The 19814-nt window shown below is 70.0% G+C and carries 17 protein-coding genes; 10 read left to right on the top strand and 7 right to left on the bottom strand.

What is annotated here, in order from left to right; translation table 11 throughout:
- Positions 1 to 641: 641 nt before the first annotated feature.
- Entirely contained in the window at positions 642 to 893 is a 252-nt protein-coding gene (locus ABZS40_RS34500) for a hypothetical protein (protein ID WP_354948630.1), read from the bottom strand.
- Positions 894 to 1008: 115 nt separating this feature from the next.
- On the opposite strand from ABZS40_RS34500, the gene ABZS40_RS34505 reads away from it, so the two are divergent.
- The 6 genes from ABZS40_RS34505 to ABZS40_RS34530 all read left to right on the top strand — a co-directional run bounded on the left by ABZS40_RS34505 (position 1009) and on the right by ABZS40_RS34530 (position 5887).
- A complete protein-coding gene (locus ABZS40_RS34505; protein ID WP_354948631.1) occupies positions 1009 to 1185 on the top strand; it encodes a hypothetical protein in 177 nt (58 codons plus the stop codon).
- 86 nt (positions 1186 to 1271) lie between these two features.
- Entirely contained in the window at positions 1272 to 2327 is a 1056-nt protein-coding gene (gene trpS, locus ABZS40_RS34510) for a tryptophan--tRNA ligase (protein ID WP_354948633.1), read from the top strand.
- 14 nt (positions 2328 to 2341) lie between these two features.
- Positions 2342 to 3553: a low temperature requirement protein A gene (locus tag ABZS40_RS34515; protein ID WP_354948635.1), complete on the top strand. Its 1212-nt coding sequence runs from the start codon at positions 2342 to 2344 to the stop codon at positions 3551 to 3553.
- Positions 3554 to 3673: 120 nt separating this feature from the next.
- Positions 3674 to 4021: a YciI family protein gene (locus ABZS40_RS34520; protein WP_210782759.1), complete on the top strand. Its 348-nt coding sequence runs from the start codon at positions 3674 to 3676 to the stop codon at positions 4019 to 4021.
- Positions 4018 to 5280 (top strand): RNA polymerase sigma factor, encoded by a 1263-nt coding sequence (locus tag ABZS40_RS34525; RefSeq protein WP_354948637.1) that lies wholly within the window; start codon positions 4018 to 4020, stop codon positions 5278 to 5280. Before ABZS40_RS34520 ends, ABZS40_RS34525 begins: the two co-directional genes overlap by 4 nt.
- Before the next feature lie 16 nt (positions 5281 to 5296).
- Positions 5297 to 5887: an HAD-IA family hydrolase gene (locus ABZS40_RS34530; protein WP_354948639.1), complete on the top strand. Its 591-nt coding sequence runs from the start codon at positions 5297 to 5299 to the stop codon at positions 5885 to 5887.
- Between the two features lie 4 nt (positions 5888 to 5891).
- On the opposite strand, the gene ABZS40_RS34535 is transcribed toward ABZS40_RS34530, so the two are convergent.
- The 4 genes from ABZS40_RS34535 to ABZS40_RS34550 all read right to left on the bottom strand — a co-directional run bounded on the left by ABZS40_RS34535 (position 5892) and on the right by ABZS40_RS34550 (position 11571).
- Positions 5892 to 6863: an NADP-dependent oxidoreductase gene (locus ABZS40_RS34535; protein ID WP_354948641.1), complete on the bottom strand. Its 972-nt coding sequence runs from the start codon at positions 6861 to 6863 to the stop codon at positions 5892 to 5894.
- A gap of 155 nt (positions 6864 to 7018) precedes the next feature.
- Positions 7019 to 8098, bottom strand: a complete 1080-nt coding sequence (locus tag ABZS40_RS34540) for a DUF916 domain-containing protein (RefSeq protein ID WP_354948643.1) — start codon at positions 8096 to 8098, stop codon at positions 7019 to 7021.
- Between the two features lie 89 nt (positions 8099 to 8187).
- Positions 8188 to 10161 (bottom strand): FN3 domain-containing metallophosphoesterase family protein, encoded by a 1974-nt coding sequence (locus ABZS40_RS34545; RefSeq protein WP_354948645.1) that lies wholly within the window; start codon positions 10159 to 10161, stop codon positions 8188 to 8190.
- A 144-nt stretch (positions 10162 to 10305) separates the two neighbouring features.
- Positions 10306 to 11571, bottom strand: a complete 1266-nt coding sequence (locus tag ABZS40_RS34550) for a HupE/UreJ family protein (RefSeq protein WP_354948656.1) — start codon at positions 11569 to 11571, stop codon at positions 10306 to 10308.
- Positions 11572 to 11704: 133 nt separating this feature from the next.
- Between ABZS40_RS34550 and ABZS40_RS34555 the strand changes: the two genes are divergently transcribed.
- Both ABZS40_RS34555 and ABZS40_RS34560 read left to right on the top strand, forming a co-directional pair.
- The gene (locus ABZS40_RS34555) at positions 11705 to 12367 is read left to right on the top strand and encodes a hypothetical protein (RefSeq protein ID WP_354948647.1); all 663 of its coding nucleotides are present in this window, start codon (positions 11705 to 11707) and stop codon (positions 12365 to 12367) included.
- Positions 12368 to 12467: 100 nt separating this feature from the next.
- A complete protein-coding gene (locus tag ABZS40_RS34560) occupies positions 12468 to 14093 on the top strand; it encodes an LPXTG cell wall anchor domain-containing protein (protein ID WP_354948648.1) in 1626 nt (541 codons plus the stop codon).
- A gap of 116 nt (positions 14094 to 14209) precedes the next feature.
- Here ABZS40_RS34560 and ABZS40_RS34565 read toward each other — a convergent pair whose 3' ends face one another.
- Positions 14210 to 14899: a hypothetical protein gene (locus tag ABZS40_RS34565; RefSeq protein WP_354948650.1), complete on the bottom strand. Its 690-nt coding sequence runs from the start codon at positions 14897 to 14899 to the stop codon at positions 14210 to 14212.
- Entirely contained in the window at positions 14892 to 15392 is a 501-nt protein-coding gene (locus ABZS40_RS34570; protein ID WP_091396991.1) for a sigma-70 family RNA polymerase sigma factor, read from the bottom strand. Before ABZS40_RS34570 ends, ABZS40_RS34565 begins: the two co-directional genes overlap by 8 nt.
- A 181-nt stretch (positions 15393 to 15573) precedes the next feature.
- Here ABZS40_RS34570 and ABZS40_RS34575 point away from each other — a divergent pair, with 181 nt between their 5' ends.
- Both ABZS40_RS34575 and ABZS40_RS34580 read left to right on the top strand, forming a co-directional pair.
- A complete protein-coding gene (locus tag ABZS40_RS34575) occupies positions 15574 to 18804 on the top strand; it encodes a S8 family serine peptidase (protein ID WP_354948652.1) in 3231 nt (1076 codons plus the stop codon).
- Positions 18805 to 19153: 349 nt separating this feature from the next.
- A complete protein-coding gene (locus tag ABZS40_RS34580) occupies positions 19154 to 19636 on the top strand; it encodes a class I SAM-dependent methyltransferase (RefSeq protein ID WP_354948654.1) in 483 nt (160 codons plus the stop codon).
- The last annotated feature ends 178 nt before the right edge of the window (positions 19637 to 19814 follow it).

Raw genomic sequence — 19814 nt, forward strand, 5'->3', positions numbered from 1 at the left:
CTGGCTTTACAAGCACCCTGTTGAGTTCTCAAAGAACAACCACACACCGACCAGAAGCCCCACCACAGTGGAACCCCAACCGGGGCTTTCGAACCGCGTCCCCGCCGCTCTCGCGCCGGGCACTTTTACTACGTTACCTCACCGTCTTCGCCGTGTCAAACCGTGTGTCCCGGTCTGTCATGCTTCGTACGGGTCAGCGCCGGCGCACTCACGCAGCAGCGAACCGCTGCGTCAGGTCGTCGGATTCGGCAGACCGGCCGCTGCGGTTTCCCGCAGTCTCGCCCGGTTCCCTGCCGGTCGTGAACCTTACCCGGTCGGCTTCGCCGCACCAAATCCGCCTCGCGGCCGATCCGGCAAGCCCCGCCCGGACCGCGTCTCCCAGGAGCGAACCCTGCTTGACCCGGTTGCCAACCCGTTTCGGTGCTCCAAGACTTTCGTCCCGTTTGCCCCGTTCCGCGCTGGCAGAGAGAAAGTTACGCGTCTGCGGGATTGATCGTCAAATCCACAGGCAGCGGCGCGCGTCACATTCGCCCACTCGAACGGTCTTCCCAGGTCAGACCACTTCCGTTAGCAACGGGGGCTCGGCGGCCACCAGCAGTACCGGCCCCGACCGGCCTGATCGGCAGGAGCGGCGGCGGCGATCAGGACGTCCGCCGCCGGGCGGCGAGCCAAGCCCGGACCCCGAGGACGCCGGCGGTGCTACCGATTGCCAGGGATGCGGCGATCAGCAGCGCGTGCACCCACAGGAAGCTGGTGGCTGTTCCTTCGGCGACTGTGCCGGACGCCCAGGACCGCGGGTCCTGCCAGATGGCCACCGCGAACCTCGGCCAGATCACCCAGGTCCAGACGCCGACTCCGACCAGGAAGAGACTCCACCCTCGCGACAGCACCATGGCAGCCGAGTATGCCAGCGCACCTGTTCAGCGGGCCGGCGGCGGGAGAGCTACGCACTGCGTCGGCACCTGCCTCCCCCCTCCCGGCGCCATCCCGCGCGGGTAATCTGAGGCCGTGGTCCGGACGGGCAACTGCGCAGCCGAGGCGGTCGACCTGGTCGACGGCCAGTTCCTCGGTGCCGTGCCCGAGATCCCGACCAACTCCGGCGATGGCCGTGAGCAACTTCTGAACGTCCTCCGTGCCGGTGGTCTGCGGTTTCGCGCCGGCGCGCGATGGCGGGCGACTCGCTGAGTCGATCCCGCTGACCGAGCAGGGCTGCCAGCCCTTCTTGGCGCGCGCCCACGCGTGACCCACCTTCGGATACGAGAGGCACCACCATGTCCGTCGCACGAATGCTCACCGGCGACCGGCCCACCGGCCGCCTGCACCTCGGCCACTACGTCGGCAGCATCGCCAACCGCATACGGCTGCACCGGCGCTACGAGAGCTTCTTCATCATCGCCGACCTGCAGATGCTCACCACCCGCAACCGCCGGGAGGACATCGAGCAGGTCTCCGGCAACGCCCGGGAGATGGTGACCGACGTTCTCGCGGCCGGCGTCGAACCGGACCGGGCCACCTTCTACCTCCAGTCGGCCATCCCCGAGGTCGGCGACCTCAACACCCTCCTGCAGAACCTGGTGACCGTGCCCCGGCTGGAACGGGTGCCCTCGCTCAAGGACATGGCCCGCGACGCCGGCAAGGAGGAGATGCCGTACGGGCTGCTGGGCTATCCGGTGCTCCAGGCCGCGGACATCCTCTGCGTCAAGGGGGAGGTGGTTCCGGTCGGCCGGGACAACGCCGCACACGTCGAGGTGACCAGGGAGATAGCCCGGCGGTTCAACCACCTGTACGGCCCCGTCTTCCCGGCGCCCGAGTTGATCCCGGCTGACACACCGAGCCTGGTGGGGACCGACGGCGCCGCCAAGATGAGCAAGAGCCGGGGCAACGCGATCGCGCTCTCCGACGACGCGGCGACGGTGCGGCGCAAGGTGCTCGGCATGTACACCGACCCGAACCGGGTGCGGGCCGACGTGCCGGGCACTGTGGAAGGTAACCCGGTCTTCGCGTACCACGAGGTCTTCAATCCGGACCGCGACGAGGTGGCCGACCTGGCCCTGCGGTACCGCGCCGGGCGGGTGGGTGACGTGGAGGTCAAGGAACGGCTGATCGTCGCGCTGGAGGCGTTCCTGGCACCGATCCGGCAGCGCCGGGCCGAGATCGAAGCCGACCGGGGCCTGGTCGACCGACTGATCGTCGAGGGCACGGAACGGACCCGCCAGGAGGTACGCCAGACGATGCTCGAGGTACGCCGCGCGATGGGGCTGACCGGCGCGTACCAGCAGGTGCGGCGGCGGGCTGAACGGAGCCGAGTGGACCGCCGACCGATATAGCGCAGAATGCGAGAATGAGGAGGATTCTCGGCGTTCATCCGGTGCCGGCCGGGGTGACGCACCGGACCACGATGTTCGAGATCTTCTTCGATCTGGTCTTCGTCTTCGCGCTCACCCGGGTCATCACGTTCATGGCGGGGTCGCCAGGCGCGCTCACCCTTGCCCAGGGGCTACTCCTGCTGCTCCTGCTGCTGTACTCCTGGTCGCCGTACATCTGGGTGGGAAACCTGGTCCGGCCGGACGTCGGCCCGGTCCGCGCGGTCACCCTGGTCGCGATGGCGGCGATCTTCGTGGCCGCGCTGGTGTTGCCGGACGCGTGGCAGCAGAGCCCGGAACTGTTCGATGCGCCGTTGACTCTCGCCCTGGCCTACGTGGTCGGCCGGGCCGTGCAGCTCGTGATTCTGTTCTGGGCGAGCGCGGAGAACCCTCCGCTGCGGTCGACGCTGCGGTTCTTCACAGTGCCTGTCGTGCTGGGCTGGGTCCCGCTGATCATCGGCGCCCTGCTCGGCGGTGCCGCCCAGACGGCGCTCTGGACTGTCGCGTTTCTGCTGAACATCGGCGGCGCCCGGATCGCTTCCACCTTCCGGCCGTGGCAACTGCGCAGCGTCGACCACTTCAGCGAGCGCTTCGGCCTGGTGCTCATCATCGCGCTGGGCGAGTCCCTGATCTCTGCCGGCGCGGGCTCGAGGGCGATGGCACCGGTCGGCTCCGCCCTACTGGCCGCACTGCTCGGCCTCACCTGCACTGTGTGCCTGTGGTGGCTCTACTTCGATCGGCTGGCGCCCGCCGCCCGGGATGCCGTCAGCAACATGCCTGGTGACCGACGGGCCAGCGTGGCCGGCGACGCGTACGGCCTCGGGCACTCCACGCTGATCATCGGCGCCATTTACGTCGCGCTCGGCATCGAGGAGGTGATCGCCCAGCTCACCCAGGAGTCCGCGCACCCCGGCCGGCTGGGCTGGGAGGCCGCCACCGCGCTCTACGGCGGCGCCGCCCTCTACCTGCTCAGCAGGTTGGCCTTCCGCCGGCTGACCGTTGGCGCGGTGTACCCGGCGCAGGTCGTCGCCGCGCTGCTGGCACTGGCCCTGCTGCCGATCGGCAGGTCCCTGCCGCCACTGGCGGCGCTCGCAGTGCTGACCGCCTTCCTGGTCGGAGTGACCTGGTTCGAGCGACGGATGGACCGACGCGACGAACGACCCGAGTCGGCACAGCGGCGCCTCCCGTGAGCACGGTCGGACAGCTCGGTCGCGAAAATCCTGCCGCGCCGTGTCGATATCCCCGGCCCGCGTTCGTCGTCATGCTGTACGGCGACCCGCCGCACCGAGAGGAGCCGAAACGTGAAGTACATGCTGCTGTTCATGAGCCCCATGGTTGACGGGGAGGTCGTCGACAACGGGTGCAGCTTCGAGGACTGGATCCGCTACGACCGGGAGATGAAGGACGCCGGGGTCTGGGTCTCCGGGCACCCCCTGCAGGACCTGACCACCTGCACCACTGTGCAGGTCGGCCCGGACGGCGAGCGCACGATCACCGACGGGCCGTTCGCCGAGACCCGAGAGCTGCTCGGCGGGTACGACGTCATCGACGTGCCCGACCTCGACGCCGCGCTGGACTGGGCGGCCCGCAGTCCCGGAGCCATCGGCACCGGATCGGTCCAGGTCCGTCCGATCTTCGAGATCGACATGCAGGGGTGACCGTGCCGGCCGAGGGGGCGGCCGTCGGGTCGTCGGTGGAGGCGGTGTTCCGGGAGGAACGCGGCCGACTGCTCGCCTCGCTCGTGCGCCGCTTCGGCGACCTCGAACTGGCCGAGGAGGTCACCTCCGAGGCCATCGAGGCGGCGCTGACGCACTGGCCGACCGATGGCGTCCCGAGACGGCCGGGCGCGTGGCTGCTCACCACGGCTCGGCGTCGGGCCGTGGACCGGCTGCGTCGGGACCGGGTGCTGGCGACCAGGCTCGCCGTACTGCAGGCGGAGGCCGAGCGGGCCGATCACGCGCCGCCCGCCGACGGGGACCGCGACCTGCCCGACGACCGGTTGGCGCTCTTCTTCACCTGTGCGCACCCGGCCCTGGCCCCGCAGGATCGCGGCGCCCTCACCCTGCGGTTCCTGGCCGGCCTCACGACCACCGAGGTCGCGCGGGCCTTCCTGGTGCCGCCCGCCACCATGGCCCAACGACTCGTCCGCGCCAAACGGAAGATCCGCGACGCGCGCATCCCGTTCCGGGTGCCCGGCCCCGACGAGCTGCCCGGACGCCTGCCCACTGTGCTCCAGGCCGTCTACTCGGTCTTCACCGAGGGGTACGCGGCCAGCTCCGGCCCGGACCTGCAACGGATCGACCTGGCCGAGGAGGCCATCCGGCTGGGCCGGATCCTGCGTCGGCTGCTACCGGCCGAGCGGGAGGTCGCCGGGCTGCTCGGCCTGATGCTGCTGGTCCACGCCCGACGGGACGCGCGTACCGGGCCGGACGGCGCCATGATCCTTCTCGACGACCAGGATCGGGGACGCTGGGACCGGCCCATGATCGAGGAGGGGCGCGGCCTGGTGGTGGTCTCGCTCACCGGCCGAGCGCCCGGCCCGTACGGCGTGCAGGCCGCCATCGCCGCGCTGCACGACGAGGCAGCCGACGTGGCCAGCACCGACTGGCCGCAGGTGGTGGCCCTCTACGACGTGCTTCTCGGTCTGGTGCCCTCACCGATCGTGGCGCTCAACCGGGCCGCCGCGGTCGCCATGCGGGACGGGCCGGCGGCCGGGCTCGCGCTGCTCGACGAGCTGGCCGACGAACCTCGGCTGCGCGGCCACCACCCCTATCCGGCGGCGCGGGCCGACCTGCTGCGCCGGCTCGGCCGGTACGACGAGGCCGCGGCCGCTTACCGCAGCGCGCTGACACTGGTCGGCACAGAGCCGGAACGCGCGTACCTGCTCAGCCAGCTGAGAGCCGTCACGACCGAGTGAGCTGTACCCTTCCCGGGTGAATCTGCCTCTGCCTCCCGGGCCGTTCGCCGCGTACCTGTTCGACTGCGACGGCACCATCGTCGACTCGATGCCGCTGCACTACCTGGCCTGGCAGCGGGCCCTCGAGGAGTGGGGCTGCGAGTTCCCGGAGGACCTCTTCTACGCCTGGGGTGGGCGGCCCACCGCCGACATCATCGTCGCGCTGAACGAGCAGCAGGGTCTGGCCATGCCGGTGGCGGCCGTCGTCGAGCGCCGGGAGAGCTACTACCAGGAGTTGCTACCGCAGCTCGCCGCCGTGCCCGAGGTGCTGGCTCACATCCACGACGCGCACCGGCGGGTCCCGTTCGCCGTCGTCTCCGGCAGCACCCGCGCGTCGGTCACCGCCTCCCTGGACGCGCTCGGCCTACTGGACCGGTTCGACGTGCTGGTCTGCGCCGACGACTACACCCGGGCCAAGCCCGACCCGGAGGCGTTCCTGCTCGCGGCGGAACAGCTCCGCGTACCCCCGGAGTCCTGCCTGGTCTTCGAGGACACCGACCTGGGCATCCAGGCCGCGACGGCGGCCGGCATGGCTTCGGTACGCGTGCCGCAGCAGCGCACGCCCTGACGTCTCAGGCCACCGTCAGCAGGAGCTTGCCCGAGTAGGACGTCTGCAGGCGCTGGTGCGCATCCCGCACCTTGCCCAGTGGGAACTTCTCCGCGACGTGCACCACGAACGGCCCGGCCTCGATGAGCTCGTTGAGGCGCTGCAACTGTCGAGGGCTCGATTCGCCGTCGTACGCGCGGACCATGACGCCCGGCCGCTCCTGCGGCTCCGGCTGCACCCCGTGCGCGAACGCGACCACTCCGCCGTCGGCCAGCGCCTCGGTGAGCCGGTCCAGCGTGGCGCCGCCGGCCATCGCCAGGATGGCGTTCACCCCACCCGGCGCCGCGTCCCGGATCCGGGCCAGCACGTCGGTCATCTCCCCGTGGCCGTCGAGGGACACGTCGGCGCCGAGCCGGGTCACCAGCGCGACGCCGTCCGCCCCGGACGCCACGGCGATCACGTTCAGCCCCTGCCGCTTCGCCAACTGCACGGCCAGGTGCCCCTGACCGCCGCTCGCACCGAAGATCAGCAACCAGGCGCCGGCCGACAGGCTGATCGCGTCGAGCCCGGCCAGCGCGGTCAGCGCATCGGTGGGCATGGCACCGGCGTGCTCGGCGGGCACACCGTCGGGCACCTTCGCCGCGTACTCCGCCCTGACCGACGCGTACTCGGCGTAGAAGCCGCCCTTTGGCCGCGTGGTGGCGGAGACGTAGACGAGGTCGCCCACCGCCAGGTTGGTCACCTTGCTGCCGGCCGCGATGACGGTTCCGGCACCGTCGGAGCCGGGCACGATCGGGAGTGCCGAGCCCTCCGGCACCAGCACACCCTGCCGCTCGTACACGTCCCACACCCCGACGCCGGCGCTCAGGACCCTGATCAGCACCTCATCGTCGGCGACCTGCGGGATCGGCAGCTTCCGCAGGGTGATCACCTCCGGCCCGCCGAACTCGTCCAAGGCCGCGGCCTGCATCCGCTCTGGCACATCCCCGTCAACCATGTGGATTCCCTCTCCGTGCCGGCGTCACCGTCGCAGCATGCCGGCTCGGGAACGGGCGTGGTTCGGAGCTGAGCGTCGTTCACCCACAAGGACGAACGCAGGCGCTCGGTGGGCCTCGCCGGGCGTAGCCGTGGTGGGCGCGGGAATGGCCGCGATCAGGAGGTTTGCGGCTCCGGCCCACGAAGCGCCTGCTCGACGGCGTCGCGGACGCGGGCGTCCTCGCGCGCCTTGCCCTGCGCCCGGTTGCGGCGTCGGAAAAGGTACGCCCCGACGAGCACGGCGATCAGCACGACGAGCAGCAGCACCAGCATCCAGGGCAGGGCCCAGCCGTGCGCGGTGACCTGGACCGGCTTGAGCGAGGTGGTGGAACCCGAGGCGTCGGTGAGCAGGGGTGTCACTGTCGCGGTCGCGGCCAGCGAGATGGCGGGAGCCACCCCGCGTACGGGGACCGACACGTCCCAGCTCTCACCCGGAAGCAGCTCCGGCGGAGCGGCCACGTCCTCGGCCCGCACCCGCAGCAGGCCGAACGGACCCGCGACGGTCACCGCCTGCTTACCGGACAGGGCCGCGTTGCCGACGTTGTGGACCTTGAAGGTGATGGTGGCGTCACCCTTGCTGAACGGGTTGGTCGGCCCGGCGTACGTGACGTGGAGGTTCTCGATCGCGAGGTTCGGCTTCAGCTCGCCGCCCACCCGCAACGTGATCCGGATGCCGAGGCGCCGGTCGACGTTGATCCCCTCAGCCTGGTCGGCCTGGGTCAGCGTGGTGAGGATGCCACCGACGTAGTCCCCGGGCGTGGCGTTCTGCGGAACACCGACAGTGAAGGGGACCTGGGCGGTCTTGCCAGGCTGGATCACCACACTGTCGGCGTTCGGCTTCACCCAGGCGCCGATCGCGATGGACTTCTTGTCCCTGGTGAGCAGGTCGAGCTGGCCGGCGTCGGTGGTGAAGCCGTCGGCCGCGTACACGGAGAGGGTCAGCGGCGCCGGGCCGCGGTTGGCCACGACCATGGCGTCCTCGACGGCACCGCCCGGGTTGACGTTGTAGCTGTAGCTGGAGCGGGCCTCGCCGTACCCGTTGGAGGCCGTCCGGACCGTCCAGGCGACGTTACCGTCCGCGGCCAGGGCGGGACCGGCGCCGACACCGAGGGCCGCGACGACGGCGAGCAGGGACAGTGCTGTCGTACGGAGGCGTGCGGCGGTCGTGGTCTTCCAGCGAGTTACGGACGGTTGCATTTCAAGTCCTTGTGGTGATCTTGGTAGTGGGTGGACCGGTGGCGGGGTAGGCCCCGAAGGTGCCTACCCCGCCGAATGGAACAGTCCGGTCAGCTGCTCAGTGCGGTGATCGTGAGGGTGGTGCGGTAGCTGCCCTTCGCGATGCTGTCCGGGATCTTCAGGTCCAGGTCAGCGCCGAGCTTGGCACCGCCACGCGGGTGACCCTGCGCGGCCGCGGCGAGCGCGCTGGAGACCGAGAGGCCCTTGCCCTGGTCGTCGAGGGACGACAGGACCGGGGCACCGGCCTCGGCGCCCGCGCCGGCGTCGAGCACGTACGGGTCCCAACCGAGGTAGGAGCCGGAGAACGTCTTGTCGGCGTCGGAGAAGTCGCCGACGTTGGCCGAGATCGACCACGGGGCAAGCGACCGGCGGCTGTCCGACACGAGGATCGGGTTGATCTTGCCGTTGGCCTGGAAGTAGGTGCCGTTGCGCTCCTGCGCGGTACCCAGGTCGACAAGACCGTTGTAGCCGTCGATCGTCCAGCCGAACTCGCCCGGAGCCGGGTTCGGCACGTTGACCTGGATGGCCTGGCCGTCACCGTGGAACGGGTGCACTGTGACGTTGTCGACGATCGAGCCGACCGGCTGGCCGTCCGGGGTGTTGACGCAGGAGAGGCCCTTCTCGACGGCCGCGTTCGGCGCCGCGCAGGTGCCGCTGCGGACGTTCGCGAGAACCAGCTTGTCGCCGCGAACCTGCACCTTGACGTAGCTGCGCACGTGCTCCTGGTTCTGCACGGAGTTGTACCAGTACTTGTTCGCGTCCAGCGGGTCCGGGCCGTTGCCACGGATGCCGGTGCCGGTGGCGTCCGGCTTCTTGATGTCGTAGTACTTCGAGCCGGAGGCCGAGTTGGCCGTCACGTAGATGACGCCACCCGGGCCGGGGAACACGTCGGCAGCACCCGGCGTCTCAGCCGGGTTCTCCTTCTGGCCGTTCTTGATGGAGTAGCTGCGCGAGTAGCTGTGGTCGTGGCCCTGGAGCACCATGTCGACGCCGAGGTTGGAGAACGCGGTGGTGAAGTCTTCCCGCCGCTGCTTGTTGTCGGTGTCGGTGGCGTGGCTGGCCGGCGAGTAGATGGAGTGGTGGTAGACCAGCACCTTCCACTTGGCCTCGGAGCCGTGCTTGTTGATGACGTCGGTGACGTACGCGACGTGCGCCGCGTCGCCGCCAGCGGAGCCGTCCGCCGGGTTGACGTAGCTGTTGCTGTTCAGGTCGATGAACAGCACATCCTTGTGGATGAACCAGTAGTCGCCGCCGGACCGGGTCGCCTGGTCCCCGTTGTAGTACTGGGCCGAGCGGTCGGTGTTCGGGGTGAAGTGGTGCTGCTCGTAGGACTTGCCGCCGACGTCGTGGTTACCGATGGTGGCGACGAGGGGGATCTGGCGCAGCTGGTCGGGGGCCAGGAACGAGGTCCACTGACCCTCGTCGTTGGCGCTCTCGACGTGGTCGCCGGCGGAGACCAGCAGCTCGGCGTTCGGGTTGGCCGCGGTGGCGACCTTCAGGGTGTCCTCCCAGCCGGCCTGGTCCTTCAGCCGGTCACCGGAGGAGCCGATCTGCGGGTCGCCGAAGAACAGGAAGTCGTAGTCGCCCTCGAAGTCCTGCGTCTTGAAGGCGTGCGCCGGAGACCAGCTGCCCTCGGCGCCGACCCGGTACGAGTAAGCCGTCTTCTCACGCAGGTTGCCGATCGTGGCGTGCCGGTTGAAGCCGGTGGTGGAGGTGTTCGCCGCACCGACGGCGTCGAAGCTGACCGCGCCGGCCGGGAACTCGCCGTTGACGATCTCGGCGGTCGGGGCGAGCTGGATCTTCTGCGCGGTGTCGGCGGAGGAGTACCAGCTCACGATGCGCTGGGTCTCGTTGGCGCCGACGCCGAGGACCACACCGGTGATCGTGGTGGACTCGGCCGCGCTCGCGGTGGCCATCAGGCCACTACCGAGGGCCGCGCCCATACCGAGGAACCCGGCTGCGACCCCGGCGACCAGGCGCCGCCGCACGAGCGCGGAGGCCCGTGTCGAGGTGCTCAATGTCATCGACATTGTTCCCTTTTCAAATAGAGAAATGGAATGTGCCTTCACCCGACGCTGGGGAAGCAATTCCACGCTTTCGCCGCCCGATGAACCGACCATGAACGTGATCTTGCGAAAGACTGCACGTCACGAACTACTTAGCCCTACTCATGATCCAGAAACGCGCTGCACAAACCAGATCAGCCCCATAATGGACACGCCCGCTGAAACAGCTCCGGTCGCCCGGAGGCCGGCTTTCGGCGCACGACGGCGTAGCACGAACAGCAACGGGAACACGACAGCGATAATCGTCAACTGAACGACCTCGATGCCGACGTTGAACACCAGCAGCGACCACAGCAGGGTCCACGACCACGCCTCGTCGATACCCAGGGCGCCCGCGAATCCCAGGCCGTGCACGAGGCCGAAGCAGAACACCACGCCGAGGCGGATCCAGCCGGCCCGATCCAGGCTGAAGTGACCGCGCCCGGCCGTCTCCAGGTCGGCCGCGCGCTCACCACGCCGCCAGATCCCCCACAGGTGCCAACCGGCGACGACGGCGATCGACAACGCGATGATCGGCTCCACGATCACCCCCGGCACCTCGACCAGGCCGAGCGCGGCGAGCATGAACGTCACCGAGTGCGCCAGTGTGAAGCTGGTGGCCGCGAGCACGATCTCCCGAAGCCGCCGCGACCCGGCGATGAGCGCCAGCAGGAACAGGATGTGGTCGATCCCGCTCAGCAGGTGCTCGGCACCGAGGAGGAAGAACTCGCCGAACCTCTCGTACCAGGCCTGCGCGGTCGAGAAGGACGGGTTGGCGGCGTCGAGCGCCGCACTGCCCGAACGGCCGTCGATCTCGTAGGTGACGATCGTCTTCGTGCCCTTGACGTAGCCCTCGCCATCCGGGAAGAGACCGCTGCGCACCACGTGTTCGTCGCCCCGCTCCGGGCAGGTCCAGTCGAGCAGCAGGTCCGCGTACGGCACGCCCTCACGCTCGCCGATCGTCGCGTCACCCACCTGGGTCGGCCGGCAGACCGCACCCCGGGAACTCACCGAGAGCCGGTCGGAGACGTATCCGAGAACGGCCGAAGCGTGACTCTTCAGTGCGGCGGCCTGAGCGGCGGTGTCATCCGCCTCGAACGCGGCGGTTCCCGCCTGAAAGAGCGGGTCGTCGTCGCCGGCATCGGCGGCGGACACGACGAGGAGGTCGTATTCGAGCTCCACCCCGGTACGAATGTGACCCTCATCTCCCGCTGCAATTTTCGCGTACACAGTCGACGAGAAGCCGTGCGCGGACGCCGATTCGGCGCCCAGAAACGGAACCACCACTGCGGCGAAACCGACAGCGGCGACGATAAAGGTACGGCGGATACGGCCTAACATTCGACTCCCTCGGTTGGCCAGTGCACGTTGCATGCCGTTGGTGAACACCAACCCGCGCACCGACGAACCGCCGGAGAACAACTCCGCCGAACGACCGCCCACCGATTACCGGCGACCGGAATTGAGATAGGAATAAGAACAAGTACGCGCACTTTCCGCCACCACCCGGAGGACGATCACCTTGCGCCCCCCGCTTCGGGCCGTTGCCATGCTGGCCGCGACCGCCGCGCTGGTCACCGCCTGCAACTCCAGCCACGACTGGTCCGAGCCACGTCCGGCGCCCAGCGCCATCGGCACTCTCGGCCCGGGGTTCGTCGACCCCTCCACGAAGCCCGCGCCGGAGGCGACCATCACCCCGCAGCCCGGCTCGTGGGCCGACGTCCATCCGCCGAAGGACTACCGGGTCGTCCTGCTGACCAGCGGTACTGACAATCCGACCAAGGCCCTCGTGACCGCGGTGAAGGAGTGGGCCGACGACGAGCACGTCGACCTGAGGACGATCGCGGTCGGCAGTGTGCACGACAGCGTTCCCAGCATCGCCAAGGCGATGGAGATGGGCCCGGACCTCATCGTCAGCGCGGGCAACGACCTCATCGACGGGCTCGCGCTGGTCACCCCGAACCACCTGGACGAGAAGTTTCTCGTGGTCGGCGCGGAACTTGCCGAGCCCACCCACAACGTCACAGCTGTCGACTGGGACGGCGCGTCGTTCCGTGGCGAGGGGCTGGGCATGTCCTCGACGTACGACCCGAACTCGTTCACCGCCGATCGGTGCGCGGCGGCCATCCGGGCGGGCGTGGCCGCGGTCCTCAACGACCTGACCGGGCTCGTGGTCTGGCTCTGACGCTCGGGCTCCGGCTCGGAGCCGCGCGACCCGGCGCGGGACGGAATTTCTGATGATCAACAGTTAGAGTGCGGCCAACTCCCCCCTCAACGGAGATGACGTGAACCGCATATCGCCGAAATTCTCGCGCCTCGCCGCAGCGACAGCGCTGCTGGCAACGGCCACCCTCTTCAGCGCCCCACACGCGGCGGCTGCCGCCGAGGCGCTGCCCGAGCTGTTCGTCTCGTTCCACAATGAACCCGTTGCTGAGATCGACAACAACGGCAGCACCGTCGGCATGTACGTCTACAACTACGGCGAGGCCCCGGCAACGGCGGTGACAGTCACCCTGGACCTGAGCAAGGTCTCCGACGCTGTCACCGCGTCCGTGCCGGATTACAGCGACTGCAAGCTCGCCGACACCACTGTCACCTGCAACGTCGGGGCGCTCAACGCCGGCCAGGTCGAGTCCGTCTACCCCCTGACGCTGACCAGCCGCCAAGGTGCCGCCCCCGGCGACGCCGGCTCGGTCACCGTCACCATCGACGGCGCCGAAGACGACATGGCACCGGGCAACGACACCACCTCGTTCCCGGTCACGGTGCTCCCGTCCGGCCCCGATCTGGTCGCCGCCGCACAGGACCTGAACGACAAGAAGACGCCGGTCGGCCCGGGTGACACCGTCCCGCTGTTTGCGGGCGTCGGCAACGAGGGCGACACCGCCGCCGAGAACTTCACCGTGCGGGTCGGTGTTCCCACCGGCGCCACGTTCGCCGAGCGGTACAGCGACTGCACCTACACCGACTACTACCCGGACGACATCGGCAAGCCTTACGTGTACGGGCCCAGCGAGGTCACCTGCGTGGTCCCGACGAGCCTCGCGCCCGGCGACGGTCTGCTCTTCTTCGACGACGAGACCGGGAAGTCCCTCTTCAACATCAACTTTGGCCGCAACCTGGACGGCCCGAGCGAGAACTACGGTTCGGTGGATGTCGCCCTCGCCGGGCAGGAGCGCTCGGCCAAGGGCAGCACCCGCGCCAAGGGCACCGGACCGTCGTTCGCCGAGGCTGTTCGTAAGCTCGCGGCGAAGGGCGCGAAGGGCGACCTCGCGCGGCAGCGCGCGGCGCAGGGCGAGCTCGACGAGTACGACAACTATGCGTGGTTCGGGTTCTGGAGCAAGCCGAACACCCTCGACATTTCGGTGACCGCGCCGGCTGTCAAGGGTGCCGTCGGTCAGACGGTCAACGTCGCCTACGAGGTCGTCAACAACGGTCCCTCCGACGGCGGCGGCCCGTCAGTGATCATCACGGCGCCGACCGGCACGGTCCTGCTGCCCAGCGAGTGGTGCTGGACCGACGGCACCGAGCACGAGACGTTGCCAGAATCGGCCAAGCTCCGGTGCAACTTCGAGAGCGAGTTCCCGGCCACGGCTTCCGGTTGGGGCCGCATCAAGTCGACCGTCCAAGTGAAGATCAAGTCCGCTCCGGGCACCGACGGCACGATCGTGGCCCGCAGCGTCACCGCGGCGTCCGAGTCCAAGCCGGAGAACAACACCGCCCAGATCGTCATCACCAGCGGCACCGCTGGCGGCGGTGACGACGAGGGCGGCTCGGGTGGCGGCCTGCCCGTCACCGGCGCACCGGCGGCCATGCTCGCCGGCGGCGGCGCGGCAGTGCTCGTGCTCGGCGCCGCGCTGTTCGTACTGTTCCGCCGTCGCCGCGTGGTGCTGCAGCTCCCGCGCGACTGATCCAGCAACAGACAACAACGGGGGTGGGCCGACGCTGGCCCACCCCCGCTGTGTTGCCGCAGCGGCTCACCGTCGATCTCGACGCTGCCCTGCCCGGCGGTCAGTGTCGAGGCTGGCTACCTCGGCCCGCGGTCCAGGAACTCGTACGTGGTGGTCAGGCCCTCGGGCAGGTCGGGGACGAGGGCGTTGGTGCCGTCGACCACCTGGACGTAACGCTTGCCCTGGAAGATCGAGTAGCTGCCGTCAGGAACCTGGTCGATCCGGAAGAGCTGCGTCGAGGCGGCGGCATTACACGCCCGGCCGCGTACGCTGCCCGGCGCGGCGTCGTGCACGACGGTCATGCAGATCGCGTCGGCACCGGACGCCAGGAGGATCCGGTACCTGTCGCCCTCGGGGCGCAGCACCCACAGCGCCCGATCGTCGATGCCCTGCTCGGTGGTGGCCCGCACCTGATCGCCGTCGCTGTCGATCGCCAACGTGGCCCCGCGCATGCCGGGCAGCGCGATCTGCACCTGCCGCCGGCCAGCGAGGATCTCCTGCGGCCCCGCCGAGGCGGTCGCGGACGGGACCACGGGCGGCGCGACAGGGGTGGCCGGACCGACACCGGGCGTCTCGACGTTGTCCCGCACCTGCATCAGGGCGGTGCCGGCGGCGAGGGCCACCACGGCCAGCCCTGCTGCGCCGACGGCCGTCCGACGCCGCCGACGCCGGTCGCTGCGGTGCCGCAACGTCTGTGCCCCCGGCAGCGTGGTGACTCGCCGGACCTCGTCCACTATCGCGGTGAGATCGTCGCGCGGATCAGCCATGGGAGGTCTCCTCCTGGTGCGCATCGGTCAGCAACCCGGCCATCGCTCTCCGACCACGGGCGAGGTACGTCTTCACGGTTCCGACGGGGGCCTGCATCTCGGCTGCCACCTCCGCGACGCTGAGGTCATTGAGATGGTGCAACACGACAGCCCGCCGCTCGTTGGCGCTCAGCCGTTGCAGCGCCTGCAACAGTGCGACGTGGTCCTCGTTCAGTCCGGGCACACCCTGGTCGACAGCGGCCCGGCGGTGCGCGCGTACCCGGTTGAACGCCTTGCGCCAGCTGCTCACCGCGATCCGGGAGGCCACCCGGCGGACCCACGCCTCCGGACTGTCCGTCTCCCGCACCGTCGCCCATCGCTGCCAGGCCCGCATGAACGCCTCGGCGACGGCGTCCTCCGCCTCGGCGCGGTTGCCGGTGAGCGCGTACACGTGACCCACGACCCGGCCCGCACAGGCCGCGTAGAGGGCGTCGAACTCTTCGGCGTCACGCATCCGACCGGTGCCCTCCCCTGCCTCGTCCACTGGTCACCGCCGCATGGAACTCGCCAGGGTGGATTGGTCGCGTCGGCGCGGGGCGAGATTGTGGCCTCTGTCACACCAGGGTGATCAACCTAACGACCTGGTCAGGCGTCATCGTGCCGACCCGGGAGACGCCCGTGGCGGAGAGGACGATGTGCGACGACGGCAACGACGCGCCCTGACAGCCGGCGTACTCGCGACCGCGCTGGTTGCGGCTGGCCTGACCGCCCAACCGGCGAACGCGCAGGAAAAGCCGACGGCCACGGCCCCCGGCGCCCACGGAACCTTCACCCTGATCACCGGAGACCGGGTTTCACTGGACGCGGCGGGTCGCCCGCAGATCCAGCGCGCGCCGGGTCGTGCCGGCATGCGGTTCGTGAGCAGCCGGGAAGACGGTCACCAGTACGTCATCCCGGTGGACGCGATGCCACTGGTGCGGGACGGGCGGCTCGATCGACGCCTGTTCGACCTCAGCACGCTCGGCGAGTTCGGCTACGACGACCGGGCAGCCGAGTTGCCGCTGCTGGTCGCGTACCCCGAGAACACGGCGGCGCGGGCGCGGACCGCCACCACCGGGGGTGCCGGGCGGGTGCGGGCCGACCTCCCGGCCGCGCACGCGCTAGCGGTCCGGGCGGACCGGGACGACCGGGTGACGCTCTGGGCGTCGCTCACCAGTGGTACGTCGTCCGCGCGCACCCTCGCCGCGGGGATCACCCACATCTGGCTGGACGGCAAGCGCAAGGTCTCCCTCGATCGCAGCGTGCCCCAGATCGGTGCCCCGGCGGCGTGGCAGGCCGGTTTCGACGGCACCGGCGTCACCGTCGGCGTGCTGGACACCGGGATCGACGCCAGCCACCCCGACTTCGCCGGCCACCTCGCCGAGGTCCGGGACTTCACCGGCGGAAACGACCCCAGCGACTCGGTCGGCCACGGCACCCACGTGGCGTCGACGATCGTCGGCAGCGGCGCCGCCTCCGGCGGCAGGTATCGCGGGGTTGCGCCGGGGGCGAAGCTGCTCGTCGGCAAGGTCTGCGCCACCACCGAATGCCAGGACTCGGACATCATCACCGGCATGCAGTGGCTCGCGCCGCGGACCCCTGTGGTCAACCTGAGCGTGGGCGGCGACGACGCGCCCGGCCTCGACCCGCTGGAGACCGCGGTCCAGGACCTGAGCCACCGGTACGGCACCCTCTTCGTGGTCGCGGCCGGCAACGAGGGGAAGCCGAAGTCGGTCTCCTCGCCGGCCTCCGCCGACGACGCTCTCGCCGTCGCCGCCGTGGACGCCGACGACCAGCGGGCCTACTTCTCCAGCCGGGGCCCACGCATCGGCGACAACCACATCAAACCCGAGATCAGCGCACCGGGCGTCGACATCGTCGCCGCCGCCCCGGGCGGCGACTACGCCACCATGTCGGGTACGTCGATGGCGACTCCGCACGTGGCCGGCACCGCCGCGATTCTCGCCGGGCAGCACCCGGACTGGACCGGCCCTCAGCTCAAGGCCGCCCTGATGGACTCCGCCAAGCCGACCGGCGAGGACACCATCTACGAGCAGGGCGCCGGCCGGGTGGACATCGCCCGCGCGGTCGCCCAGCCGGTCGCCACCGACATCGCCGCCATCGACTTTCCGGTGCAGCGCTGGCCGCACGCCGACGACAGCCCGATCACCCAGGTCGTCGGCTACCGCAACACGGGCACCGCGCCGGTCACACTGACGCTGGCCATCGCTCCGGCCCCGGCCGGCATGCTCACCGTCAGCCCGGCCACGCTGGTGGTGCCGGCCGGTGGCCGCGCCGAGGCGACGATCACTGTCAACACCCGGGTGGACGCACCGGACGGCGTCTACCAGGGGGCGCTGACCGCTACCGGCGCCGGCGACCTGCGGGTACGGACGCCCTTCGTCTTGAACCGTGAGATCGAGAGCTACGACGTACGGCTCAACCACACCGGACGCGACGGCAAGCCGGCCACCGAGTACACGACAGTGGCGGCGAACCTGACCACCGGCGAGTTCAGCACCCTCCCCGCGACACCGGGCGGCGGCGTCCTACGGCTGCCCAAGGGTCGGTACGCGCTTTACAGCACCATCCACGAGGGCGCCGTGTCGACACTGCTCGCGCAGCCGGTCCTGGACGTACGTGGCCCGGTCACCGAGACGGTCGACGCCCGCAACGCCAAGCCGGTCGCGTTGACAGTGCCGCAGCACGACGCCGCGCCGATCTCGATCAACGTGAGCGCCAACTGGGACGACGGCATGCGCTACCCGGGCGTCCAACTCAGCGGAGTGTCCTTCACTGACGTCTTCTTCGGCCGGCTCGGGCCCGCCGTCACGGCGCCCGAGTTCACCGCGACGCTGGGCGTCGGGCTCGCCCGACCGGGCAGGGACGGCACCTTCCGGAACAGTCCCTACACCTACGACCTCGCGTACGTCGACAAGGGCGACATGTTCACCGGCCTGACCAGGAAGCTGTCGCCGGGAAACCTGGCCACCGTCCGGGCGACCTACCGAAGCCAGTCCACGACGGCGACGGCCACCCGGTTCCACCGCGCCTCGGCACCCGGAGGCGCGGGCCCGATCGGGTCGAACACTCCTGTCGACCTGCCGTTCAAGGGCACCGAGTACTACAACACCGACGGCGGCCTCGTCTGGACGTCCACGTTCGTCGAGGGGGACACCCTCGCGACGCAGGATTCGACAGTCAGGTCGGGGCGCACGTACAACCAGACCTGGAACGCGGCGCCCTTCGGGCCCACGGTGACCCAGGCGCCGACCCTGTCACCCCTGGGGTACGCGGGCCGCGACGGCGACACCATCTCGATCGCGTCGTTGCCACTGTTCGGTGACGCGGCCGGTCGCCCCGCGAGCCGCGACGACAGGCCGGTGCGGATCCGGCTGCTGCGCGACGGTAAGGAGATCGGCACCTCGGACAGCCCGTGGGCCGAGTTCGCGGTGCCCGCCGGGAAGGCCACCTACCGGCTGGAGGCGGCTGTCACCCGGGAAGCTCCGGACACGCTGTCGACATCGGTCTCAGTGGCCTGGACCTTCACCTCGGCGCACACCGCGTCGCCGGAGCGGTTGCCCCTGACGACGGCTCGGCCGACGCCAGTGCTCGATGACACCAACACGGCACGCGCGGGCCGGATCATGACGATTCCGGTGACGCTGGATCGACAGGCCGGCTCGAAGGCGGCACCCAACCGCACGCTCGGTGTCTCCGCGTCGTTCGACGACGGCCGTACGTGGCTCGCGTTGCCGGTGCTCCGGAACGTCGCGCTGATCAGTCATCCGCGACGGGCCGGGTTCGTCTCGCTGCGGCTGACCGCCACCGACACCGCCGGCAACACGGTCACCCAGACGATCCAGCGGGCCTATCGGATCGCCTGACGCATCGCCCGGTCCGGGGCGGCGGCTGCTGGAGCCGCCGCCCCGGACCGGACCTCGGTGCCTCGGTGCCTCAGGCGGTTCGGGCACCGTCGATGGCGATGGACGCGCCGCCCGTGCACTGACCGCTGCCGCACCTGTCGATCCGGCGCGGTGACCGAGGACACGGTGCACTGACTCCGCCGAGAGGGTGGAATCAGAGGTGTGAGCAGAGAAGGCACCGGCGAGTGATGTCGTGAGGTCCACTCTTTCCACCCGCGATCCGGGTTCGTCCAGCGCCGGCCCGACGCCTGCGGCGAACGAACCGATTCGGGTGACGGCCGCCCACCGGCAGCGCTGGGCGGTGCAGACCATGGCTGTCGCACCCGACGACCAGATGCTGGAGATCGGCTGCGGTCGCGGGGCTGCCGTCTCCCTGGTCGCCAGCCAGCTCACCACCGGCCGGATCGTCGCCATCGACCGCGCCGCGACGATGGTGCGGCTGGCGACCCAACGGAACCTGAGCCACGTCGACGCCGGTAGAGCCGAGATCCGGCGAGCCGGGTTCGAGTCGGCCGACCTTCCGACTGACCACTTCACCAAGATCTTCGCGGTGAACGTCAGCCTCTTCTGGTTGGGCGACGCGGCGCAGCAGATCGGTCGGATGCGTAGCCTGCTGGCACCGGGAGGGCGGCTCTACGTGTTCGGCGAGCGACCCACCGAGGCGCACGCCACAGCGAACCTCACAGCGACCGAACTGCTGCTCGAAACCCACGGTTTCGCCACGACCACATCGAGCGCCACCCGTGGTCGGGGCCAGGTGCTGACCTGCGTGACCGGCACGCCGATCCGGTGAGCCCGGGCTGATCGCAGCGTTGACATGAGCCGGGCGGGCTCGGCGTGACGCCGAGCCCGCCCGTCATGTGTTTACCAGTGTCAGCGCTGCAGGGTCAGCAGACCCGGCCGGTACGGCAGGAGGCCGTAGTCGCCGCCGGAGCTGGGGGAACGACCCTGGTAGAGCAGTTGCAGGTTGC

The organism is Micromonospora sp. NPDC005324 (assembly GCF_040607155.1).
In the GTDB taxonomy this organism is placed as follows: Bacteria; Actinomycetota; Actinomycetes; order Mycobacteriales; family Micromonosporaceae; genus Micromonospora; species Micromonospora trifolii.